The following is a 24,610-nucleotide window of genomic DNA, read 5'->3' on the forward strand; positions in this document are numbered from 1 at the left end:
TACAAATGAAATTATCAAATTTTAATTTTGAATTGCCAAAAGAATTATTGGCAGAATATCCTTCAGAGCACAGAGACGAAGCACGATTAATGGTATTGCACCGTGACACACAAAAAATCGAGCATAAACTATTTAAAGATTTAATCGATTATTTTGATGAAGGAGATGTAATGATGTTAAACAATACGAAAGTATTTCCTGCCCGTATGTACGGAAACAAGGAAAAAACTGGAGCTCGTATTGAAGTATTTTTATTACGTGAGTTAAATGCTGAAAATCGTTTGTGGGATGTATTAGTAGACCCAGCAAGAAAAATAAGAATAGGTAATAAGTTATTCTTTGGAGATGATGAGAGTTTAGTAGCTGAGGTTATTGATAATACTACTTCACGTGGTAGAACATTACGTTTCTTATTTGATGGTCCTTATGAGGAATTCAGAAAGAAATTAATCGAGTTAGGAGAAACTCCATTACCAAAATACATTAAACGTGAGGTAGAGCCAGAAGATGAAGACCGTTACCAAACTATCTTTGCAAAGCACGAAGGAGCAGTAGCAGCACCAACTGCAGGTTTACACTTCTCTAAACACTTAATGAAACGTTTAGAAATTAAAGGTGTAGATTTTGCTGAAACAACGTTACATGTAGGTTTAGGTACCTTTAACCCAGTTGAGGTTGAAGACTTATCAAAGCATAAGATGGATTCTGAGCAAATTGTTATTCCACAAGCTAGTGCAGATATGGTGAATAATGCTATTGCTAATAAGAAAAGAGTATGTGCAGTAGGTACTACAGTGATGAGAACGATTGAATCATCAGTGTCTTCAAGCAACCAATTAAACGCTTTTGAAGGGTGGACTAACAAGTTTATTTTCCCTCCATATGATTTTAGTATAGCTAATTGTATGGTGACAAACTTCCACACACCAAAATCAACATTGTTAATGATGGTATCTGCATTTGCAGGGCACGATTTTGTTATGGAAGCATACCAAGAAGCAATAAAAGAAAAATATAAATTTTACTCGTACGGAGATGCGATGTTAATTTTATAAAATAGTTTTTTAAACCATTAACAAAACCTCACAAGTAACTTGTGAGGTTTTGTGTATTTTTGTACTAGATGACACTAAAGAAGAAAGACATACGCGCATTAACCAAAGAACAGCTTCGTGATTTTTTTGTAGAAAACGGAGATAAAGCTTTTCGTGGTAACCAAGTATATGAATGGTTATGGCATAAAGCAGCACATTCGTTTGATGATATGACAAGTTTATCTAAAGCAACAAGAAAAATGCTTGATGAGAACTTTGTAATCAATCATATTGAAGTTGATACAATGCAGCGTAGTAATGATGGTACTATAAAAAATGCAATTAAACTCCATGACGGATTAATTGTAGAGTCAGTTTTAATTCCTACTGAAAAACGTACTACTGCTTGTGTATCTAGTCAAGTAGGTTGTAGTTTGGACTGTAAGTTTTGTGCAACAGCTCGTTTAAAACGTATGCGTAATTTGAATGCAGATGAAATTTACGATCAAGTTGTAGCAATTGATAAACAGAGCAGATTATACCATAACCATAAATTATCAAATATTGTTTTTATGGGAATGGGAGAACCTTTAATGAATTACAATAATGTAATTAAAGCTATTGATAAAATAACTTCAGAAGAAGGCTTAGGAATGGCAGCTCGTAGGATTACAGTATCAACTTCTGGTGTACCTAAAATGATTAAAAAGATGGCAGATGATGAGGTGCGTTTTAATTTAGCTGTTTCTTTACATTCTGCTATTGATGAAGTTCGAACATCTATAATGCCATTTAACTCTACTTTTCCGTTAAAAGACTTAAAAGAATCATTAGAATATTGGTATGAAAAAACAAAACGAAAAATAACGTATGAATATGTTGTTTGGAATGGAATTAACGATAGAAAAGAAGATATTGATGCATTGGTTCGATTCTGTAGTTATGTTCCTTGTAAAGTCAATTTAATTGAATATAACCCAATAGATGATGGAGAGTTTCAGCAAGCTTCAGATAGAGCTTTAAATAATTATATTTCTAATTTAGAAATGAACGATATTGTAGTAAATGTACGTCGTTCTAGAGGAAAAGATATTGATGCAGCTTGTGGGCAATTAGCAAATAAATCTTAGGCTTACATAAACAAAAAAACGATAAGAAAAGAGAGTAGCATTAAACTTAAGTTAAAGATAGCTTTGTAAAGTTTTAGTTTTTTTGAGAAAGCTAATACAATTACATCTAATATTCCCAATAAAAATATAGAAGGAACACCTAAAAAAGTATATGGTAAAATAATTGGGTTACCTAAACAAGAACGCTGATTACTGTCAGAAATATAAATACCAAATGATATAAAAGAGATACAGATTATAAGAAAAATAAGTCCTCTTGTCTTTAAATGTTTCATATTTTTTTTAAAATCAAAAGTAAACATTATTTATTCTTATTTTTGTTCACTAATATGAAGCCAGTAGAGCAAATAAAACTTCCGATTGCTAAAGAAATGGAACTCTTTGAAACTAAGTTCAAAGACTCGATGTTGTCTAAAGTTCCATTATTAAATAGAATAACTTATTATATAGTTCGTAGAAAAGGAAAACAAATGCGACCTATGTTTGTGTTTTTAGTTGCAAAAATGGTTTCTAACGGCGGTTTTGATGAGCGTACATATAGAGGAGCATCAGTGGTAGAATTAATTCACACAGCGACCTTAGTACATGATGATGTAGTTGATGATAGTAATCGACGTAGAGGTTTCTTCTCAATTAATGCGCTTTGGAAAAATAAAATAGCCGTTTTAGTAGGTGACTACTTACTTTCTAAAGGACTATTGTTGTCTATAGATAATGAAGATTTCGATTTGTTAAAACTCATTTCTATAGCTGTTCGAGAAATGAGTGAAGGAGAACTATTACAAATTGAAAAAGCTCGAAAACTTGATATTACAGAGGAGGTTTATTTTGAAATCATCCGTCAAAAGACAGCTACGTTAATAGCAGCTTGTTGTGGTATTGGTGCCGCATCGGTTGGAGCAAATAACGAAACTGTTCAACAAATGCGGAAGTTTGGAGAGTATATTGGTATTGCCTTTCAAATTAAAGATGATTTGTTTGATTATACAGAAGATAAAATAGGTAAGCCAACAGGAATTGATATCAAAGAGCAAAAGATGACACTTCCGTTAATTTATACATTGAATACTTGTTCACAAAAAGAAAAATCGTGGTTAATCAATTCGGTTAAAAAGCATAATAAAAACAAAAAAAGAGTAAAAGAAGTTATTGCTTTTGTAAAAGAAAATGGTGGGCTAGAATATACTACTGCCAAAATGCACGATTATAAAAATAAAGCATTGGCTATTCTCAATAATTACCCTGATTCAGATTATAAAGACTCTTTATTACAAATGATAGATTATGTTGTGGAGAGAAAAATATAAAAATAAATAAAAACCCTCAAGATTCTTCTCGAGGATTTTTGGTTAACAAACAAACTAATTACCTAATAAGTACTGTGGTATTTTACCATTTGTAATTGATAGTACCCCGATAAGTTTTTAACCCCAAAATGACCGTATGGAGCAGAACTGTAATATTTTTCTCCATCTTGGGTGTTTATTCTACATGTATTTTCCCCATAAACAATACAACCATAACCAACAACTTGATCGGCAGAACTCCATATAGAATAAACGTTATTCGCTTCTTTTGTAGGGTTATTATTTAATTCTGTTAGGAAATTAGAAACTCCATAAGGACCAGCTCCCCAGAAAATATATCCAGGGTAAAAACCATTAACATCACTACAAGTTGGTACTCCAGTGCCTGAATAATAACATGATGTTAAACCTCTGTTAGCACCTGCAATTCCTACAAAAGTATCGACGTAGTTTAATGAGTTTCCTAAGTTATAGTTACCATAAGCTTGGTCGTAAGCATTACCTCCTTTTATAGATTTTCTACCTAAAGTAACTCCCATAGAATGACCAATTACATCTACTTTTTGAGCACCAGTATAATTTTTAACAGCTTGTATAAAAGTTCTAATCCTTTGTAAAAACTCCTTACTATGATAGTTAGAAGAAGCATTATATGGATTAGCACTTCCCCAAGTTAAGGCATACAATTCACTAGTTTTGTATCCATTATTTAGAAAATAGTTTATGGGTTCTTCCCAGCCGTCAGCTTTATCACTATTACCATGTATAAATATAACAGGTTGATTATTTAGTATTTCAGAACTAGAAGTTTTACCACCATAACTGTAACCTATGCTACCTTTAAAATTATAAAAACCATAACCGTTTTGTTGAAGCCAATTATCAAAGTGAGTGGTAATTTGAAATGTACCAATACTTTTATTTAGTGATGTTGGTGTTTTGTAAGAACTGTTACCTTTAATTAAATCATCTTCACTTTCTGTGGAACAAGCTATTAGGAAAATAGAAAAAACAAACACAATAAAACCATATTTTTTTAACATAATTAATTTAGTTTTTGGGGTTCAATATTCACAATTTAGATAAGAATAAATATTGTAGTTATTTAAAACTAAAGATTTGTTGTACAGACTATTGTGTTGAGCAGAGTTCTTTTCTGTAATATTTTCAGGTTTTTCGACTTGTATTGATAGGGGTGAGACTTTCGGTTATAAAAAAACCTCGAGACATGTCTCGAGGTTTCTTATATCTATCTATGGAGATTCGCCATTACATCATTCCTGGCATTCCACCACCCATTGGAGGCATTCCGCCACCAGCAGGAGCATCTTCTTTAATATCTACTAAAGCACACTCAGTAGTTAAGATCATTCCTGCTACTGAAGCAGCATTTTCTAAAGCCACACGAGTTACTTTTTTCGGATCGATGATACCAGCTTCTAACATGTCTACATATTGTTCAGACTTAGCGTCATATCCAAAGTTTTGGTTTTCTTCTAAAACTTTATTAATTACAACAGAACCTTCACCACCAGCATTTTCAACAATAGTACGTAAAGGAGATTCGATAGCTCTATTTACAATTTGAATACCTGTAGTTTCATCTAAATTCTCTGTAGTAATTGTTTCTAATACTTTTTTAGCACGCACCAAGGCAACACCACCACCAGCAACAATTCCTTCTTCTACAGCAGCTCTTGTAGCATGTAAAGCATCATCAACACGGTCTTTCTTTTCTTTCATTTCTACTTCAGAAGCAGCACCAACATATAATACAGCAACACCACCAGCTAATTTTGCTAAACGCTCTTGTAATTTTTCACGATCGTAATCAGAAGTAGTAGTCTCAATTTGTGCTTTAATTTGGTTTACACGAGCCTTGATTTGTGCTTCGTCACCAGAACCGTTAACAATTGTAGTATTATCTTTATCAATAGTTACTGTTTCAGCAGTACCTAATAAATCTAAAGTTGCATTTTCTAAAGAGAAACCTCTTTCTTCAGAAATCACAGTACCACCAGTTAAAATAGCGATATCTTCTAACATTGCTTTTCTACGATCACCAAACCCTGGAGCTTTTACAGCAGCGATTTTTAATCCACCACGTAATTTGTTAACTACCAAAGTAGCTAAAGCTTGTCCATCAACATCTTCGGCAATGATTAATAATGGCTTTCCTGATTGAGCAACAGGTTCTAAAATTGGAAGAATTTCTTGTAAGTTAGAAATCTTTTTGTCAAATAATAAAATATAAGGATTGTCTAAATCAGCAATCATTTTATCAGCATCTGTTACGAAGTATGGAGATAAATATCCACGGTCAAACTGCATTCCTTCAACAACATCAACATAAGTGTCAGTTCCTTTAGCTTCTTCAACAGTTATAACACCTTCTTTTCCAACTTTACCAAATGCTTCAGCAATTAAATTACCAATTACAGCATCGTTATTAGATGAGATTGAAGCTACTTGCTTAATTTTTTCTGATGAATCACCAACTTCTTTTGATTGTTTTGCTAAATCTTCAGTAATAGCAGCTACAGCTTTATCAATACCACGCTTTAAATCCATAGGATTAGCTCCAGCAGCTACGTTTTTTAAACCTTCTTTTACGATAGCTTGTGCTAATACAGTCGCAGTAGTAGTACCGTCACCTGCTAAATCGTTAGTTTTAGAAGCTACTTCTTTTACCATTTGAGCCCCCATATTTTCTAACTCGTCTTCTAGCTCTACTTCTTTTGCTACAGAAACTCCATCTTTTGTTACATGAGGAGCTCCGAAAGATTTAGAAATAATAACGTTACGTCCTTTAGGACCTAAAGTTACTTTTACTGCATTAGCTAATGCATCTACACCACGTTTTAATCCGTCGCGAGCGTCTACATCAAATTTTATATCTTTTGCCATGTTTGTTTAAGTTTTTTAGCCGTTAGCATATAGCTTTTGGCTTAGTTTTTAAATTTTGTTTAATTGGCTAGTAGCGAAAAGCTAATAGCAAAGAAATTTTAGATAATAGCGAATATGTCGCTTTCTCTCATAATTAAATAATCTTTTCCTTCTAATTTAAGCTCAGTACCAGCGTACTTTCCGTATAAAACAGTATCACCAACTTTTACAGTTAAAGGCTCTTCTTTTGTTCCGTTTCCTACGGCTACGACAGTACCTTTTTGTGGTTTTTCCTTTGCGTTGTCAGGGATGATGATTCCTGATGCTGTAGTAGTTTCTGCTGCAGCTGGTTCAACAAGAACTCTGTCTGCTAAAGGTTTAATGTTTAATCCCATTTTATATATTTTGATTGATTAAATTAATTTTTACTGGTTAAGTTTTGTCAGAAATTATGCCATTAGATTTTTGCTGACAATTTTTCTAATAGATTAGACTAATACATAAAAAAAAATGCCAACGTGTCATTTACGTTGGCATTTTATATTTTTTTTGTGAAAAACTACTGAGCGCTATCTTTAGCAGTATCTGTTGCTGCTGGTGTAGCAGGCGTAGTTGTAGTTTCAATATTGTTTAAAGTTTCATTTAATTGAGGAGCGTCAGCTGCATTACCTCTTGGAATAGCGAAGTTTGCTAATAAAATTAAAGCAAACATAGTAATAGCTAATGTCCAAGTAGTTCTGTCTAAAAAGCTATTTGTATTTTGTACACCTCCAATATTTTGAGCTCCACCGCCTCCAAATGATGAAGATAATCCTCCACCTTTAGGATTTTGAACCATTACAATTAAGATTAATGCTATTGCAACAATCAATATTAAAACTAAAAGTAAAGTATACGTTGTCATCTATTTATTGTTTTGTAAAATTTGTATTCTTTTAATTTGGTCTGCAAAGAAACCACTTTTTTCTGGATATTTCAAACTTAATATTTTATATGCTTGAATAGCACTGTCATATTTCTTTTGTTCTAAATATACCTTAGCTAAGGTTTCGGTAGCTAATTGGTTACTTTGTTGATTTTCGGATATCTTAATATCTGAGGTATTTGTTTTGCTAGGACGAGAAATTTTTGGAGCAGTTTCAATAAAACGATCAATAATAGCATCATGTTCAGATTTAACAGGTACTTCTTTTATTTGCTTTTCTGAAGGTTGATTGTCTAAAGTTCTTACAATAGCTTTCTTTGATGAAAGTTGTAACCATTGATTGAAAGAAAAAGTTTCGTTTTGTGTGAAAGAAAGTGGTTTTCCAATAGCTAAATCTTCCTCCACAGCTGAAACTTTTGTTTGTTTTCTTTTTGGAAGAATTTTATCTTTTAAACTGGTTTTTTCTTCTTTTTTAGGAGTTTCTTTAAAAGCTTTTGAAGTAATAAAATCAAATAAAACAGTTCTATCACTGGTGTGAGATGCCGTTATTTTTAACTCGTTGTTGTATTTATAACTTTCTTGATTTTTTAAAATCTTTAAACGTAGCGCTTTAGCAGATTGAAAATAAGGATATTCTTGAATAATTGCAGAGATGTCCGAAAGATGATGTTCTTGCGAAATCAATTCAGGCTTTTCTAATAACTGTATGTATGTATCCTTATTCAAAAATTACCATTTTGCCACTGAGGCATTAAAAATATCTTGTGTAATACGCTCTAGAATCTCATCCAAGGCAGTTTCTAAAACTCCTCCAGTTAGTTGTTGGTTTGCTCCGTAATCGTAGTAAAAAGAAAAACGTTTTTCAAAATTATCTTTCTCTTCTAAAGCGTTTATAAAGTTTACATTTACTGTAATTGTTAATCGGTTTTGAGCAGCTGTTTGTTGAGCTGTTGCACTCATAGGTGTTATACGATAATCAACAATTTCACCAGAAAAATGTAGATCACCACCAGAATTAACCAAGGTTAAATTAGTTTGACGAGTGAATAAATCTTGTAAGTCTTGTGTGAATTTTTGACTAAGTATTGGTTCTACTAAAGGAGCTTGGTTAGGGAAAAAATCAACCTGAATTGTTTTTGCATTACCAGTATTACCTCCTGTAAAAGAATATGCTCCACAACCAATAATAGTTGTTAAACCAATAAATAACGATATTATATAAAGAGTTTTTTTCATTTAAAATTGGATGAGTTGTAAAAGTAAACAAATAGATTATAAATCATATTGTTTAATTTTTCTGTATAGAGTTCTTTCAGATATTCCTAGCTCCTTAGCGGCTAATTTACGCTTTCCGTTATTTTTTTCAAGAGACTTTTTTATCATTTCAATTTCTTTTTCTTGTAACGATAAGCTTTCATCTTCTTCAATGGTCTCTGCATAATCATACTCACTTTGGTGAGACGTAGATTTTGGTATTTGTACAACCTCTATGTTAGAAGCTTCCGATAAATCTTGATCTTGATATATGCGTTCGATTAAACGATGATTGTCTTCTTGTACTTGTTCAGAGTCTCCGTTTTGCATTAAATCTAGCGTTAACTTTTTTAGATCATTAATGTCATTACGCATATCAAACAAGATTTTATACATGATGTCTCGTTCGTTAGCAAAGTCTGATTGACTTGTAGTTCTGCCACCTACAACAGCAGGTAGATTACTGCGGTTTTCAGGTAAATATTGAATTAGTTTTTCAGGAGTAATTAGCCTATCTTCTTCAACTATTGATACTTGTTCTGCAATATTTTTTAATTGACGAATATTACCAGGAAAATGATAGTTCAATAAAACTTTTACTGCATTTTCATCAAGTCTTATAGTAGGCATTCTATATTTTTGCGCAAAATCTGCAGCAAACTTTCTAAATAATAAGTGAATGTCTTCCCCACGTTCTCTTAAAGGAGGTAGCGGAATTTCTATAGTACTTAAACGATAATATAAATCTTCACGAAACTTCTCTTTAGAAATAGCTTCGTGCATATTCACGTTGGTTGCAGCTACAATACGAACATTTGTTTTTTGTACTTGAGAAGAACCTACTTTTATAAATTCTCCATTTTCCAATACACGTAACAAGCGGACTTGGGTTGTTAATGGTAATTCACCAACTTCATCTAAAAAGATGGTACCACCATCAGCAACTTCAAAATAGCCTTTCCTTGTTTGTGTAGCTCCTGTAAAAGCACCTTTTTCATGCCCGAATAATTCACTATCAATAGTTCCTTCAGGAATTGCTCCACAATTTACAGCAATATATTTTGCATGTTTTCTGTGTGATAATTGGTGAATAATTCTTGGGATATTTTCTTTTCCAACACCACTTTCACCAGTAACAAGTACTGAAATATCGGTAGGGGCAACACGAATCGCTTTTTCAATTGCACGATTTAGTTGCACATCGTTACCGATAATGCCAAAGCGTTGTTTTATAGCTTGTAAATTTTCCATTTCTTTCTTTAGAATAGAAAAAAAAGAATAGAGAGAAAAGATTGTGTCTTTTTTCTTTCCTCTAGACTCTTTTTTCTAAAAATTAATTATTGTCTGAGTACCGAACAGCCTTACCTTTTAAGGTTGTAGAAGTACAATCTTCAATCTTTACATTTACAAAATCTCCCATTTTATAATGTTCCTTAGGGAAAACAACAACGGTATTTTGTGTATTACGACCTTTCCATTCATTTTCGTTTCTTTTTGAAGTTCCTTCAATTAAAACTTCCTGAATTTTTCCTACATGTTCTTTAGCTCTGTATAAACTATGTTCTTGTTGTAGGTCGATAATTTCTTGTAAACGACGTTTTTTTATAGCTAATGGAACATCATCTTCCATTTTTTTAGCAGCTAAGGTTCCTGGTCTTTCTGAATAAGCAAACATAAATCCGAAGCTATATTTTACATAGTTCATCATGTCTAAAGTATCAAGATGGTCATCTTCAGTTTCTCCACAGAAACCAGCAATCATATCTTGACTTAAAGCCATTTCAGGAACAATTTTGTATATGTTGTCAACCAATTCCATGTATTCTTCACGAGTATGTTGACGATTCATAGCTTTTAACATATTGTTACTTCCACTTTGTACAGGTAAGTGAATATATTTACAAATGTTTTGGTGTTTAGCCATAACATGAATTACATCCAGAGTCATATCTTGCGGATTCGATGTAGAAAAACGAAAACGCATTTTTGGAAATTCAGTAGCACACATATCTAATAATTGTGCAAAATCTACAGCAGAAGCTTGTGCTAATTCCGAAGCCTTTTTAAAATCTTTTTTCAATCCGCCACCATACCATAAGTAAGAATCTACATTCTGACCTAGTAAAGTAATTTCTTTGAAGTTCTTTTCTTGCATACTGCGGATTTCTTCAATAATACTCTTTGGGTCACGGCTACGCTCACGACCACGAGTAAAAGGAACCACACAGAATGTACACATATTATCACAACCACGAGTAATTGAAACAAATGCAGAAACTCCATTAGAGTTTAAACGAACAGGAGAAACATCGGCATATGTTTCTTCCTTTGATAAAATTACATTTACCGCATCACGACCTGCGTCAACCTCTTCAATTAAATTAGGTAAGTCTCTATATGCATCAGGACCTACAACTAAATCAACGATTTTTTCTTCCTCTAAAAACTTTTCTTTTAGTCGTTCAGCCATACAACCCAATACACCAACTTTCATCGTTGGGTTTGTTTTTTTAACAGCGTTGTATTTTTGAAGTCTATTACGAACAGTGGTTTCAGCTTTTTCACGAATAGAGCAGGTGTTAACCAGTACAAGATCTGCATCTTCCAGGTTTTGTGTGGTGTTAAAACCTTGTTCAGCTAAAATTGACGCCACAATTTCGCTATCGTTCATATTCATTTGACAACCATAGCTTTCTATAAAAAGCTTTTTGCTGTTTCCTTCTTTGTGTTCTGTAACAAGGGCTTTTCCTTGTTTTTTCTCATCAATTACTTTCTCTACGTGTTCCATAAATCCTTAAATCGTACTAAAATAGGCTGCAAAGATACAACCAAAAAGTGTAATTTGTGACAAATTGACATGGATAGTTTTTTTAAGAAAAAGTAAAATTTTGTTAAAAATAACCCATTAAAAAAAAACTATATACTTTTGCAAACTGAATTATGCCTATATTAATAAGGTGTAAAATGAGATAAGAGATATAAGACGTATGGCAAAAAATTTAGTAATAGTTGAGTCACCTGCTAAAGCAAAAACGATAGAGAAGTTTTTAGGAAAGGACTTTCAGGTTGAATCGAGTTTCGGACACATTGCAGACTTACCATCTAAAGAGTTAGGTGTAGATGTAGAAGGAGATTTCAAACCGAAGTATATAGTTTCTACTGATAAAAAAGCGGTGGTAAAGAAACTTAAAGACTTAGCAAAGAAAGCAGAAACTGTTTGGTTAGCATCCGATGAAGACCGCGAGGGAGAGGCTATAGCATGGCACTTAGCGGAACAATTAAAGTTGAAAGATGAAAACACTAAACGTATTGTTTTTAACTCTATTACTAAAAATGCAATTTTAAAAGCAATAGAAAATCCACGTACAATTAATTATAACTTAGTTGATGCACAACAAGCACGACGTGTGTTAGATAGAATAGTGGGGTATGAATTGTCTCCTGTTTTATGGAGAAAAGTTAAACCAGGTCTGTCAGCAGGTAGAGTGCAATCGGTAGCGGTGCGTTTAATTGTGGAGCGTGAAAGAGAGATAGAAGATTTTACACCAGTAGCTTCTTACAGAGTTGACGCAGAGTTTATAAATGCAGAAGGGAAAAAGTTTAAAGCAAAGCTTGCAAAAAATTTCTCAACAAAAAAAGAAGCAGAAGATTTCTTAAACTCTTGTTTAGGAGCAGAATTCTCTGTAGCTGATTTACAAAAAAAACCTGCAAAAAAATCTCCGGCACCGCCATTTACAACATCTACGTTACAGCAAGAAGCATCAAGGAAATTAGGCTTTCCTGTTGCTAAAACCATGATGGTAGCGCAACGTTTGTATGAAGCAGGGTTAATAACCTACATGAGAACAGATAGTGTAAATTTATCTGATGATGCAAAAAATGCAGCTCAAGCAGAAATTATAGCTTCTTATGGGGAAGAATATAGTAAGCCACGTAATTATGCAACTAAATCAAAAGGAGCACAGGAAGCACACGAGGCGATTCGTCCAACAAACATGGAGAATCACGAAATTACAGGTGAGTATGATCAAACAAGATTGTATAGCTTAATTTGGAAACGCACATTAGCTTCACAAATGAGCGAAGCTCAGTTAGAGCGTACCGTTGTAAAAATAGACAACAATAAGAATAAGAAACAGTTTACTGCAAACGGAGAGGTAATCACTTTTGAAGGTTTCTTAAAAGTATATTTAGAAGGAACCGATAATGAAGAAGAGGAACAGGCAGGAATGTTACCTAGAATGGAGGTTAAAGAGTCATTAATTAATGAGTTAATTACAGCAACTGAACGATATACACGACCACCAGCAAGATTTTCAGAAGCAGCTTTAGTAAAGCGTTTAGAAGAGTTAGGTATAGGTCGTCCTTCTACATACGCACCAACCATTTCAACTATTCAAAGAAGAGATTATATTGAGAAAGGCACCGTAGAAGGAAAAGAAAGAAATTATACGCAGTTAAGTTTAGCAAATCAAGAAGTGTCAGAGCAAGTTTTAACTGAAAAGGTGGGTTCTGATAAAGGAAAGTTAGTTCCAACAGATATTGGAAATATTGTAAATGATTTCCTAGTTGCTAATTTCGATACTATTTTAGACTACGGATTTACAGCTAAAGTAGAAAATGAGTTTGATGAAATTGCTGAAGGAAAAGAAGACTGGACAGCAATGATTAAAGATTTCTATAAAAACTTTCATGTTGTTGTAGAAGATGTTGCTGCAAATGCAGAAAGAGCAAAAGGAGAGCGTTTGTTAGGAGTTGATCCAGAGAGTGGTAAGAATGTTTATGTGCGTTTAGGACGTTACGGAGCAATGGTGCAGATAGGAGAAGCAACGGATGAAGAAAAGCCTCGTTTTGCAAGTTTACAAGGAGATCAAACAATGAATTCCATAACCTATGAAGAAGCGATGGATTTGTTTAAGTTACCAAAAACATTAGGAGACTACGAAGAGAAAGAGGTTGTTGTAGCTAATGGAAGATTTGGGCCTTATATTAAATTTGACGGTAAATATGTATCGTTAGATAAAGGGGAAAATCCAATGTCTGTAGACATGGATAGAGCTATTGAGCTAATTGAAGCAAAAAGGAAAGCAGATGCTCCTATTGGAGAATATGAGGGTATGCCAATTCAAAAAGGAGTTGGACGTTTTGGACCTTTTATTAAATGGAATTCTATTTTTATTAACGTAAATAAAAAATACGATTTTGATAATTTAAGTCAGGCAGATTTAGAAGAATTAATAGAAGATAAAAAACGAAAAGAGCGTGAAAAGCTAATTCACAACTTTGAAGAAGTTGGTATTCGCGTAGAGAAAGCACGTTGGGGACGTTTTAATGTGATAAAAGGAAAGATAAAAGTAGAGCTCCCTAAAACCACAGAAATAGAAAAACTAACACAAGAAGAGGCTGTTAAAATAATAGAGGCAAAAACGCCAAAGAAAAAAGCAACCAAAAAGAAAGCTGCCAAAAAAAAATAAAGAAGCTTTCAGAAAAAAAATAGTTTAGTATATTGCGACACTTAAATTCCCCCTTATAATGAATATAGACTTCTTTACACCTATTGAAGATTCTGTAGCTGCTCACGTAGTTTTACAGCCATCTTCTGCGTTGGGAAGAAATATTCAACTCCATACTGTCCAAGATGGTTTTCCAGACTTGACAGAGGTTTCTATAGCTGTTTTAGGGGTAAAAGATGATAGAGGTGCAGTAGATAATTTTGGTAGCGGTAAAGAACTACATGAAATTCGTAAGCACTTGTATCAACTATTTCCTGGGAATTGGCATACACCAATAGTTGATTTAGGGAATATAGAAAAAGGTAATACTTTAGAAGATACCTATTTTGCTGTTAAATCATCAGTAGCATCCTTACTGAAAAAAAATATACTTCCAGTAATAATTGGTGGAGGACAAGATTTAACTTATGCGAATTATAGAGCTTATGATAAGTTAGAGCAAACAGTGAATTTAGTGGCTGTAGACAGCCGATTTGATTTAGGTACTGTAGAAGAAGAGCTAAGTTCAAGATCATATGTGAGTAGAATTGTTATGGAAGAACCAAACAATTTATTTAATTTTAGTAATATTGGTTATCAAACATACTTTAACTCACAAGAAGAAATTAACTTACTAGATAAGTTGTATTTCGATGCTTATAGGTTAGGACAGGTGAAAGATGTGACGTTGGTTGAACCTATAATGCGTGATGCAGATGTTGTAAGTATAGACATAGGTAGTGTTCGACAAAGTGAAGCACCTGCTAATCAAAATGCCTCACCTAATGGGTTTTATGGAGAGGAAATGTGTGCCATTGCACGTTATGCAGGAATTAGTGATAAAGTAACATCCTTTGGTATATACGAGTACAATAGTAAGTTGGACTCTAATAGTCAAACAGCAAATTTAATAGCTCAAATAATTTGGTACTTCATAGAAGGAGTGAATTCAAGAGCTAAAGATTACCCATTTGCAACAAAAGAAAGTTACCAAAAGTTCACGGTGCTTTTGAATGACGATGACCCAATAAACTTTTATAAAAGTGATAAAAGTGGTCGTTGGTGGATGGAAATAAATTTAATATCGAATAATAAACACAAAAGACATGCGTTAATACCATGTAACTATCGAGATTATGAACAAGCGTTGCAGCAAAAAACACCAGAGAGGTGGTATAAAGCACTGCAAAAGCTTGTTTAGGAGAAAGTTGTATGTTCTGTAAAAAATAATAACTCGTAATTGTTTTTTAATAAAAAAAATAATAGGTTTACGCCTCTTTTATAAGAAAGATATAATATGAAAAAAATAACAGTACTTGCATTGTTAGCATCTATCATCTACTCTTGTGGTTCAAGTGGAGATAGAGGAGAATTGGTAGGAGTAAAGTCTAAAAGAAAATGGTTTGCGGAGAAACCATATGGAATGGCTAAAATCCCAGGAGGATCTTTTACTATGGGTAAACAAGATGAAGATCCTATGGGAGCTATGAACGCTCCAACTAAGACTGTTACTGTACAACCATTTTATATGGATGAAACAGAAATAACGAATAGTGAGTATAAAGCATTTGTTCATTGGGTAAGAGACTCTATTACAAGAACTAAATTAGCCTACCAGGCAGAGTTTGCTTCTTTAGGAGGAGATGATGTAGCTAGTACAGGTAAAAACGCACAAGGAATTCAATTATACGCTTTTGGATCAAAAGATACAGTAAATGAAACTCCGTATGAAAAATATATGCGTGAAAATTACTACGAGTTAGGAGAAGGGTTAGACTCTTTGAAGCCATTAAATTGGGAAGAGGAACTTATTTGGGATTCTCAAGAGTATCCTGATGCAGATTATGTAGAAGTAATGGATTCTCTGTATATAAAGAAAGATGAAGCTTTAAATGGAATTAGAACATTCAATACAAAGTTATTAAACTATAGATACTACTGGTTCGATAATGAAGCTGCAGCTAGAACAGGTAAAAATAGAAAAGACTTCTTAAGAGACGAGGTTATTAATGTTTACCCAGATACAACAGTATGGATTAAAGATTTTAACTATTCATATAATGATCCAATGCATCAAGAATACTTTGGACACAAGGCATATGAAAACTATCCTGTGGTTGGAGTGACATGGAATCAAGCAAAAGCATTTTGTCACTGGAGAACTCAAACAAAAAACAACTTCCAAAGATCAAGAAAAAAATTAGGTTTAGTACCAGCATTCAGATTACCAACTGAAGCTGAATGGGAATATGCTGCCCGTGGTGGTTTAGACTATGGTAAATACCCTTGGGGTGGACCAAGTACAACAAGCGATAGAGGATGTTTCTTAGCCAACTTTAAGCCAGTTCGTGGTGATTATGCTGCAGATGGTGCTTTATATACAGTTGAAGCTATGTCATACAACCCTAATGAGTACGGACTGTTTAATATGGCAGGTAATGTTTCTGAATGGACAAATACAGCTTATAACCAAATGTCTTACTACATGGGATCTACAATGAACCCTAACGTAGAGATAAAAGAAAACAGAAGAAAGATTATCCGTGGAGGATCTTGGAAAGATGTAGCATACTTTTTAGAAGTAAGTTCTCGTGATTGGGAATATGCAGATACAGCAAGAAGTTATATTGGATTTAGAACAGTACAAGATTATTTAGGTACCAATAAAAGTAATTAACAAGAAAACAAGAATAAATATTAATCCCCAAAATTTAAAAATCAAGAATTATGGCACAATCAAAATCAACGAAGAAAATGTTCAATATGGCTTACGGTTTAGGAGCCGCAGTAGTTATCATTGGAGCATTATTTAAAATTTTACACTGGCCTTTTGGAAATGAAGTATTAATGGTAGGTATGATTGTTGAAGCAGCAGTTTTCGCATTGTCAGCGTTTGAAGCAGTTGAAGACGATTTAGATTGGACAAAAGTATACCCAGAGTTAGCAGATGGTCAATCATTAGGAGGTAAAAAAGGTAAAGAAGCATCTCCAGAAGAAGCACAAAGCATGTTATCTCAAAAATTAGATAATATCTTAAGCGAAGCTAAATTAGATGCTCAATTAGTATCTCGTTTAGGAGATAGCATTAAAAACTTCCAAGGAGCAGTAGAGCCATTAGCTTCAGCTTCTCAATCAATTTCAGCTACTAATAGCTACAATGAGCAAATGTCTAGAGCAGCAGCTCAAATGGAGTCTTTAAATAGTTTATATCAAACACAAGTAGAAAATGCTAGTAAACAAGCTGATTTAAATTCTGCTATGGTAGAAAATTCTCAACGTTTACAAGAGCAAATGCAGTCATTAGCAACAAATTTATCTTCATTAAATGGAGTTTATGGAGGAATGTTAACTGCAATGTCTAACAAATAATTAATTAGTTTATCTAATTTATTAACTAAACAAACTAATTAATATGGCAGGAGGACAACTATCACCAAGGCAGAAGATGATTAACCTTATGTACTTAGTGTTTATTGCAATGTTAGCAATGAACATGAGTAAAGAGGTATTATCAGCCTTTGGATTAATGAATGAAAAGTTAACAGTAGCAAACGAAAAGGCTACTGAGAAAAATAAAACAGCTTACGAAACGTTAGCTCAAAAGGCAGCTGAACAAAAGAAGCAGTATGGTGAAGCTAAAGAGAAAACAGATAAGTTAAAAGTAGCTGCAGATGAATTATATGCTTATGTAGGAGATTTAAAAAGTCAGATGACTGGTGATTTAGAAGACAAGCAAGCATATGAAACAATGGATAAGTCTAAGTTTTTAGATGAGTTATTCTTTAAAGGGGGTAAAATATCAAAAGCAGGACAAGAGTTTGTTGCTAAGATAGATGCTTTCAGAAATGATGCAGTAACTGCTTTAGAAGGTACAGAAGTAGCAGGTGTTATAGCTGCTCGTTTTAATACTGACAAAGTAGAAAATAAAGATGGTAAGAAAATTGACTGGTTAAAATATCACTTTGAAGGATTTCCTTTAATTGCATCTTTAACTAAGTTAACTCAAATCCAGGCAGATATTAAAGCAACTGAGTCTGATGCTTTAACAGCATTATTACAAGGAGAGTTACAAAGTGCTGTGTCTATGACCAAGTATGAAGCAATGGTTGTTTTTGACAAGAGCGCTTATTATCCAGGAGAAAACTTATCTGGTAGAATTGTATTAGGTAAGAAAGACCCTAATTTAACTGCAGAGAAAGTTATTATCAACGATGAAGAAGTTGAGCAAGAAAAAATTCAAGCAGGACAAGTTATTTTAGACGGACCAGCAGGAAATGTTGGAGATAAGGAGTTAAAAGGAGAGTTCCAATTTAAAGAAGGAGATTCTATTGTAAAGATAGATATCAAAGGAGCTTATGCAGTAATTCCTAGACCAAATGAGGCTTTAGTTTCTGCAGATAAAATGAACGTAGTATATCGTGGTTTAGCTAACCCGTTAACTATCTCTATTCCAGGAGTACCAGGAAACAAAGTTTCTGCAAGAGCTCCAGGATTAAAAAGAGTTAGAGGAGATAAGTATACTATGTACCCAGGTAAAGGAAGTGAAGTTAACATCGTAGTTACAGGAACTCCAACTGGAGCATCAAAAGGTGTACGTTCTGTTAAGAAATTTAGAATTAAAGACATACCACCAGCAGTTGGTATGGTAAGAGGACAATATGGTACTGTAAAAATGCCAAAAGCAAGTTTAGGAAGAATAAGTGTTGCAGCTGGTTTACCAGACTTCTTATTCGATTTAAAACTAAACGTATCTAGCTTTAAAATTAAAGTACCAGGTCAAGTTGCTATCCCTGTAAGCGGAAGAGGTTTAAACTCTAGAGCAAAAGCAGCAATTAGTAAGGCAAGAAGACATGATGTTATTACGATTTTTGATATCAAAGCATCAGTTTCTGGATCTAATTATAGAATCAAGAAAGTATTGCCTGTTAGTGTAGAAATTACAAATTAATAAGTAAAATAAGAAAGTATGAATTGGAAGCGTTTTTATATGGTTTTATTCGCGTTTGCGGCAACAAGCTATGCAAGTGCACAAGCTAACCTTTTAAATGCTAAAAAGGTAGATGAAATTGGAGTTAAATCTGAAGCTCAAATCGCTTCAGAAGATGACAAACCACTTCCTTATGGCTATATTAGTGATAGAGATGTATTGTGGTCTAAAGTGGTGTGGGAGTATGTAGATTTAAACCAAAAAATAAATCTTCCTTATTACTACCCAATTGATACTATGAATGCTGGGTTAACTAGACGTTCTCTATTTGATACTCTTTTAAAAGGTATTAAAAATGGTGAAATAACAGAGGTTTATAATGACTCTTATTTTACTACCAAAATAGGAATGGAAGAGGTTAAAATGATGACGTATAACGAACGTCAGAATGGAGATTATGTAGACCCTTATTTTGTAAAATCTGAAGATATCAAAGGATACATGTTAAAAGGTATTTGGTATTTTGACAAACGTCAAGGTGAATTAAAGTATCGTTTATTAGCATTAGCACCTATGGGACCAGATGTACAGGTTATGGGAGTAGAAGAAATTGATGACAGCGAAAATGTTTATGAGTTATTTTGGGTGTTTTTCCCAGCAGCTAGACAAACATTGCATGAATCAAAAGTATTTAATCCAGAAAATTCAGCGCAACCACTTTCTTATGATAACTTGTTAAATGCAAGACGCTTTAACTCAACTATTTTGAAGGAAGAGAATATTTATGGAGATAGATCTATAAAAGATTATGTTCGTGGAAACTCTTTATTCCAGTTGTTAGAAGCAAACAGAATTAAAGAAGGTATCCGTAATAGAGAAATGGATATGTGGAATTATTAATATTCCTTTATATATAAACAAAAAAGAGCTTGCATTGCAAGCTCTTTTTTGTTGTAATAATAGTACTTTTGAACTATGAATAAAGAGGTAGATTATATTATTGTTGGTTTAGGCTTATCAGGAATAGCTTTTGCAGAACAATTAATTAAAAATAATAAAAGCTTTATAGTTTTTGAAAACAACTCACAAGTTTCTTCTGTAGTTGCTGGTGGAGTATACAATCCTGTAATTTTAAAAAGATTTACACCGGTTTGGAATGGGCATGAACAACTAGAAAAAGCAATTCCTTTTTATCAAGAGTTAGAAGAAAAGTTACAAGTTACCTTAGATTATAAATTTATCACTAAAAAAGTATTCACCAGTGTAGGAGACGAAAATAATTGGTTCATAGCTTCTGATAAACCTATGTTGTCAAACTATATGAATCCAAAAATTTCAAAAGAAAAAATCAAAGGAATTATAGGTGATTATGGATTTGGAGAACTAAAAGGTACAGGGAGAGTTGACACGCCTTTATTAGTGAAAGCCTATAAAGAATATATCAAATCATTAAAAAGTCTCGTAGAGCAAGCTTTTGACTATTCAAAAGTAGAGATTTCAGAAGATAAAGTCAGCTATGATAACATCACGGCAAAAAGAATAGTGTTTAGCGAGGGTTTTGGTTTGAAGAAAAATCCTTTTTTTAATTATTTGCCTCTAAATGGAACCAAAGGAGAAACCATAACAATTCATGCTCCCGAACTACAAATAGATTTTTTATTAAAAGGAAGTGTTTTTGTTATGCCATTAGGTAATGATACTTATAAAGTAGGAGCAACTTTTAATTGGACAGACAAAACTTCTATTCCAACTGTAGAGGGTAGAAAAGAATTAGAAGAAAAACTACAAAAAATAATATCGGTTCCGTATATCGTTATCGAACAATCAGCAGGAATACGTCCTACGGTAAAAGACAGACGACCTCTAGTAGGAAAACATCCACAATACTCAAAATTAGCTGTTTTAAACGGTTTAGGAACGAGAGGTGTAATGATTGCACCAACTGTTGCTGAAAACTTGTTCAATCATCTAGAAAAGGGTGAAGAATTAGATAATGAAATAAATATAAAAAGGTTCGTTGAATAACGAACCTTTTTATATTCTTATATTTTAGGAAATAGTAAGTTTATCCCTTGTAAAATTATTTTTCTGATTGTAATTCTTTAGCATCCTTTTTATAACTCACAAAAAGGTTTATCCAAATAATTCTTGAAAGTCTTAGTGTAATAGGTGTTAAAATTAATGAAACAACTATAATAGCTATAAAACTATGCAAAATTGATAAGCCAATAAACATTTTAGCAATAATAAAAATAGCAACAAAAAGAGCCACGGCAAGTGCATAATTTACGTACATGGCACCAAAGAAAAAAGAAGGTTCCATCATATATTTTAAATTACATTTAGGGCAATTTTCGTGTAAAGTTGTAACTTTTTTCGGGTTGAAGTTAAGCTTGTATTTAAAAAAATCTCCCTCATGGCAACGAGGACATTTATTATTAAAAATACTATACAATTTACTTCCTTTTCCAAACATTTCTTCTAGGTATTAAGTTCAATTAACTATTTGCTTTTTGTAAGTTTGCACAAATTTCAACAAAAATAAAACTCTCGTTTGTAACTCTAGTTACAAAACCAAAGTAATTTGCTAAAAATATGTTAAACGTACACGATGTATCAGTTTCATTTATGGGAACAGATTTGTTCTCAGGAATCACCTTTAAACTAACAAAAGGAGATAGAATAGGATTGATTGGAAAAAATGGAGCAGGAAAATCTACTTTATTAAAAGTGCTATCAAAAGATATTGAGAGCAGCGGAGGGACGTTAGCGTTTGATAAAGATGTACGTATTGGTTTTTTACGTCAGGATATTGATTTTGTACACGGAAGAACTATTTTAGAAGAAGCTTACCAAGCATTTACTGAAATAAAAGAAATTGAGTTAGAGTTAGACGAGATAAACAGACAATTAGCTGAAAGAACCGATTATGAAAGTGAAGCATATAATCAGCTAATTATTGATTTAAATGAAAAAACTGAACGTTACGAATTACTAGGAGGATACAACTATCAGGGTGAAACTGAAAAGATTTTACAAGGACTAGGATTTCAACGAGAAGATTTTGATAAACTAACAGATACGTTTTCTGGAGGTTGGCGTATGCGTATTGAGTTAGCAAAATTACTTTTACAAAATAATGATATTTTATTACTCGATGAGCCCACTAACCACTTAGATATTGAATCTATTATTTGGTTAGAGAACTTCTTAAAAAACTATGCAGGAGCCATAGTATTAGTATCGCATGATAAAATGTTTTTGGATAATGTAACCAACCGTACTATAGAAATTTCTTTAGGACAAATTTACGATTATAAAAAACCATATACAGAGTTTTTAAAGTTACGAGCTGAAATCAAAGAAAAGCAATTACAAGCGCAAAAAAATCAACAAAAAGAAATAGAACACACTGAAAAGCTGATTGAGAAGTTTAGAGCTAAAGCCAACAAAGCTTCCATGGCACAATCCCTTATTAAAAAACTTGATAAGGTTGAACGTATTGAAGTAGATCAGGACGATAATGCAGTAATGAATGTCCGCTTTGCTATTTCGAAAGAACCTGGTAAAATTATAGTTGAAGCAGAGGATTTAGCTAAAAGCTACGGCGAAAAAGAGGTGTTGAAGGATGTTAACTTATTGATTGAGCGTAATAGCAGAATTGCTTTTGTTGGTCAAAACGGACAAGGAAAATCTACTTTAGCCAAAATGATGGTAGGAGAAATTCCATTTGAAGGAAATCTTAAGCTAGGACATAATGTTGAAATAGGATACTTTGCTCAGAATCAATCGGAAGAATTACCACCTGAGAAGACAGTGCTGGAAATTATGGAAGATGCTGCGAATGATACCAATCGTGTAAAGGTGAGAGACATGTTAGGAGCCTTTTTGTTTGGTGGAGAAGCAGTAGACAAAAAAGCGAAAGTACTATCAGGAGGAGAAAGGAATCGTTTAGCATTGTGCAAGCTGTTATTATCGCCTTTTAATGTGCTAATAATGGATGAGCCTACCAACCACTTAGATATTGCCTCAAAAAATGTACTGAAAAAAGCATTACAAAATTTTGATGGAACCTTAATCGTCGTATCTCACGACCGTGATTTCTTACAAGGATTAACCACTACGGTTTACGGATTTAAAGACCGAGAAATAAAAGAATATTTAGGTGATATTGATTATTTCTTAGAGCAACACAAAATGGAAAGTTTGCGTGATGCTGAGAAAAAAACTGTAGTAAAGGCAGAAAAAGATACATCTAAAAAAGAAGCCTATCAATTATCTAAAGAACAAGAAAAGGAACTTAAAAAGTTAAAAAATAGGCTGAATAAAATTGAAACACAAATCGCAGATTTAGAAGCTGAAATAGAAAAAATAGATTTAGAGTTAGCTCAAAACTATGATGAAGTGTCTTCACGTCCTAATTTCTTTGAAAACTACAAAGCTAAAAAAGCAAAAGTAGACGAACTGATGGAAGAATGGGAGCAAGTAGAGGAGCAGGTTGCTGGGTTTTAGAAGGTGATTTACTTATATACTTAATTTGAATATATTCTAAGTAAGAAAACCAAAGCAATATTTTTTTGGATTGTTATAAGTAGTTATTTTATTTTCTGTTCCAGTAAGTATTTGATTTCTTTAGATAATCGACAAAGATAATCTCTAGCTATTTCCTCAGCCCCATATAAATTATGGAAATCAGTTAGTTTCCGTTTAGGTGTAGTTAATTCATCTTCTATATCTTTAATAAATATTTCAAGATACCTTTTGTCGTGTTGAGCAAAAGCCAAAGCAATTCGATTAACTTTTTCTTGAGATACTTTTTCTTTTTCAAAAATTATATGATATAGAGGGTGGGAGAAAGAAGAGTCTAGTCTACTTTCAATTAAAGATTTACCTTTCAATTTTCCATATCCTTGACCACATTTTTTACACTCGCTCGAAAGAATATTATTTGAGTTTAATAAAAATATTAGGGGAGTTCCACATCTCCAACAAAAATCTTCCATAGTTTTAGATATTATCAATAAAGTTTTTTTAGTGTTTTAAGTACCTAATTTAGCAAATGCTATCATTCAATTGTAATTTCGTTGCTTTCTATTAATAATGGAGTTAACTGATCTTTTAATACACTTTGCTGTGCATAGTTTTTATCCATCCAATTCAGTTATAGATTCTGCTATTTTTTCTACTTGTCCGATTTCGTGGTTCCAAAAGTGAATTTCGTCAGTCAAAATTCCGTTTCCACTATGAGTCAAGATTATTAGATTTCCAAATCCGTCGAACCCGATAACAATTCCATTTTTAGGAAATCCATTCCATTCACGAGCGTTTTTTGTTTCGAGTGCAATGTGATTACAAGTCCGACTTATTCTTTTTCGGTCAGATTTGTCAAAAAAAGGATATAGTTCAAATTCAAATTCGTCTGTAACCAATTCGCCTCCATTTAATTTAATCATTCGGTTTTTAAATTCAGACGGGAATTTTACGTTTAATTCTGATTCAGTTTCTCTAATATATTTTTCGTCTAAGTCAAATGGCATTTTAAATTATTTTTTTTCATCTTGAGAATTACTGAATTATACACAACATGTCATAAAAGAACTAAAAGTACTGTTATTTTGATTTTTGTAGATGATAAAAGAAGGTTTTAACAATTTT

Annotated in this window: 22 protein-coding genes; 11 read left to right on the forward strand and 11 right to left on the reverse strand. The window is 33.0% G+C overall.

From position 1 onward, the window contains the following. Window positions 1-5: 5 nt before the first annotated feature. The 3 genes from queA to LCI24_RS03350 all read left to right on the forward strand — a co-directional run bounded on the left by queA (window position 6) and on the right by LCI24_RS03350 (window position 3,471). Complete coding sequence (gene queA, locus LCI24_RS03340; protein ID WP_274639164.1) at window positions 6-1,055, forward strand: tRNA preQ1(34) S-adenosylmethionine ribosyltransferase-isomerase QueA; 1,050 nt, start codon at window positions 6-8, stop codon at window positions 1,053-1,055. 68 nt (window positions 1,056-1,123) lie between these two features. Then, window positions 1,124-2,164 carry a dual-specificity RNA methyltransferase RlmN gene (gene rlmN / locus LCI24_RS03345; protein ID WP_274639165.1) on the forward strand — a complete coding sequence of 347 codons (1,041 nt, stop codon included), beginning with the start codon at window positions 1,124-1,126 and terminating at the stop codon, window positions 2,162-2,164. A gap of 329 nt (window positions 2,165-2,493) precedes the next feature. After that, the gene (locus LCI24_RS03350) at window positions 2,494-3,471 is read left to right on the forward strand and encodes a polyprenyl synthetase family protein (RefSeq protein WP_274639166.1); all 978 of its coding nucleotides are present in this window, start codon (window positions 2,494-2,496) and stop codon (window positions 3,469-3,471) included. 62 nt (window positions 3,472-3,533) lie between these two features. Here the strand turns inward: LCI24_RS03350 and LCI24_RS03355 are convergent, their stop codons facing one another. The 8 genes from LCI24_RS03355 to miaB all read right to left on the reverse strand — a co-directional run bounded on the left by LCI24_RS03355 (window position 3,534) and on the right by miaB (window position 11,324). Next, complete coding sequence (locus LCI24_RS03355; protein ID WP_274639167.1) at window positions 3,534-4,514, reverse strand: alpha/beta hydrolase family protein; 981 nt, start codon at window positions 4,512-4,514, stop codon at window positions 3,534-3,536. Between the two features lie 226 nt (window positions 4,515-4,740). Further along, the gene (gene groL / locus LCI24_RS03360) at window positions 4,741-6,378 is read right to left on the reverse strand and encodes a chaperonin GroEL (protein WP_274639168.1); all 1,638 of its coding nucleotides are present in this window, start codon (window positions 6,376-6,378) and stop codon (window positions 4,741-4,743) included. Between the two features lie 98 nt (window positions 6,379-6,476). After that, window positions 6,477-6,752 carry a co-chaperone GroES gene (locus LCI24_RS03365; RefSeq protein WP_274639169.1) on the reverse strand — a complete coding sequence of 92 codons (276 nt, stop codon included), beginning with the start codon at window positions 6,750-6,752 and terminating at the stop codon, window positions 6,477-6,479. A 164-nt stretch (window positions 6,753-6,916) separates the two neighbouring features. Beyond that, window positions 6,917-7,261: a preprotein translocase subunit SecG gene (gene secG, locus LCI24_RS03370; protein ID WP_047788559.1), complete on the reverse strand. Its 345-nt coding sequence runs from the start codon at window positions 7,259-7,261 to the stop codon at window positions 6,917-6,919. Continuing rightward, complete coding sequence (locus LCI24_RS03375) at window positions 7,262-8,008, reverse strand: hypothetical protein (protein WP_274639170.1); 747 nt, start codon at window positions 8,006-8,008, stop codon at window positions 7,262-7,264. A gap of 3 nt (window positions 8,009-8,011) precedes the next feature. Beyond that, window positions 8,012-8,518, reverse strand: a complete 507-nt coding sequence (locus tag LCI24_RS03380) for an LptE family protein (RefSeq protein ID WP_274639171.1) — start codon at window positions 8,516-8,518, stop codon at window positions 8,012-8,014. Between the two features lie 36 nt (window positions 8,519-8,554). Continuing rightward, window positions 8,555-9,787 carry a sigma-54 interaction domain-containing protein gene (locus LCI24_RS03385; protein ID WP_274639172.1) on the reverse strand — a complete coding sequence of 411 codons (1,233 nt, stop codon included), beginning with the start codon at window positions 9,785-9,787 and terminating at the stop codon, window positions 8,555-8,557. An 82-nt stretch (window positions 9,788-9,869) separates the two neighbouring features. Further along, window positions 9,870-11,324 (reverse strand): tRNA (N6-isopentenyl adenosine(37)-C2)-methylthiotransferase MiaB, encoded by a 1,455-nt coding sequence (gene miaB, locus LCI24_RS03390; protein ID WP_274639173.1) that lies wholly within the window; start codon window positions 11,322-11,324, stop codon window positions 9,870-9,872. 199 nt (window positions 11,325-11,523) lie between these two features. On the opposite strand from miaB, the gene topA reads away from it, so the two are divergent. The 7 genes from topA (at window position 11,524) to LCI24_RS03425 (ending at window position 20,980) form a co-directional block, all read left to right on the forward strand. Continuing rightward, window positions 11,524-14,010 (forward strand): type I DNA topoisomerase, encoded by a 2,487-nt coding sequence (topA, locus tag LCI24_RS03395; RefSeq protein WP_274639174.1) that lies wholly within the window; start codon window positions 11,524-11,526, stop codon window positions 14,008-14,010. A 58-nt stretch (window positions 14,011-14,068) separates the two neighbouring features. Next, window positions 14,069-15,229, forward strand: a complete 1,161-nt coding sequence (locus LCI24_RS03400) for a formimidoylglutamase (RefSeq protein WP_274639175.1) — start codon at window positions 14,069-14,071, stop codon at window positions 15,227-15,229. 96 nt (window positions 15,230-15,325) lie between these two features. Beyond that, on the forward strand, window positions 15,326-16,705 hold the full coding sequence (gene porK, locus LCI24_RS03405) for a T9SS ring complex lipoprotein PorK/GldK (protein ID WP_274639176.1): 1,380 nt from the start codon (window positions 15,326-15,328) through the stop codon (window positions 16,703-16,705). A 50-nt stretch (window positions 16,706-16,755) separates the two neighbouring features. Next, a complete protein-coding gene (gene porL, locus LCI24_RS03410) occupies window positions 16,756-17,397 on the forward strand; it encodes a type IX secretion system motor protein PorL/GldL (RefSeq protein ID WP_274639177.1) in 642 nt (213 codons plus the stop codon). Window positions 17,398-17,440: 43 nt separating this feature from the next. Then, window positions 17,441-18,976 (forward strand): type IX secretion system motor protein PorM/GldM, encoded by a 1,536-nt coding sequence (porM, locus tag LCI24_RS03415; protein ID WP_274639178.1) that lies wholly within the window; start codon window positions 17,441-17,443, stop codon window positions 18,974-18,976. A gap of 18 nt (window positions 18,977-18,994) precedes the next feature. Beyond that, a complete protein-coding gene (gene porN, locus LCI24_RS03420) occupies window positions 18,995-19,855 on the forward strand; it encodes a type IX secretion system ring subunit PorN/GldN (protein WP_274639179.1) in 861 nt (286 codons plus the stop codon). Window positions 19,856-19,930: 75 nt separating this feature from the next. Beyond that, window positions 19,931-20,980: an NAD(P)/FAD-dependent oxidoreductase gene (locus tag LCI24_RS03425; RefSeq protein ID WP_274639180.1), complete on the forward strand. Its 1,050-nt coding sequence runs from the start codon at window positions 19,931-19,933 to the stop codon at window positions 20,978-20,980. A gap of 55 nt (window positions 20,981-21,035) precedes the next feature. On the opposite strand, the gene LCI24_RS03430 is transcribed toward LCI24_RS03425, so the two are convergent. Further along, window positions 21,036-21,431, reverse strand: a complete 396-nt coding sequence (locus LCI24_RS03430; RefSeq protein ID WP_274639181.1) for a DUF983 domain-containing protein — start codon at window positions 21,429-21,431, stop codon at window positions 21,036-21,038. Window positions 21,432-21,550: 119 nt separating this feature from the next. On the opposite strand from LCI24_RS03430, the gene LCI24_RS03435 reads away from it, so the two are divergent. Next, complete coding sequence (locus tag LCI24_RS03435; RefSeq protein WP_274639182.1) at window positions 21,551-23,467, forward strand: ABC-F family ATP-binding cassette domain-containing protein; 1,917 nt, start codon at window positions 21,551-21,553, stop codon at window positions 23,465-23,467. An 83-nt stretch (window positions 23,468-23,550) separates the two neighbouring features. Here the strand turns inward: LCI24_RS03435 and LCI24_RS03440 are convergent, their stop codons facing one another. Both LCI24_RS03440 and LCI24_RS03445 read right to left on the reverse strand, forming a co-directional pair. Then, entirely contained in the window at window positions 23,551-23,958 is a 408-nt protein-coding gene (locus tag LCI24_RS03440) for a hypothetical protein (RefSeq protein ID WP_274639183.1), read from the reverse strand. A 141-nt stretch (window positions 23,959-24,099) separates the two neighbouring features. Then, on the reverse strand, window positions 24,100-24,492 hold the full coding sequence (locus tag LCI24_RS03445) for an SMI1/KNR4 family protein (protein ID WP_121146120.1): 393 nt from the start codon (window positions 24,490-24,492) through the stop codon (window positions 24,100-24,102). Window positions 24,493-24,610 lie beyond the last annotated feature (118 nt).

It is taken from the genome of Tenacibaculum larymnensis, from assembly GCF_028829235.1.
GTDB lineage: Bacteria > Bacteroidota > Bacteroidia > Flavobacteriales > Flavobacteriaceae > Polaribacter > Polaribacter larymnensis.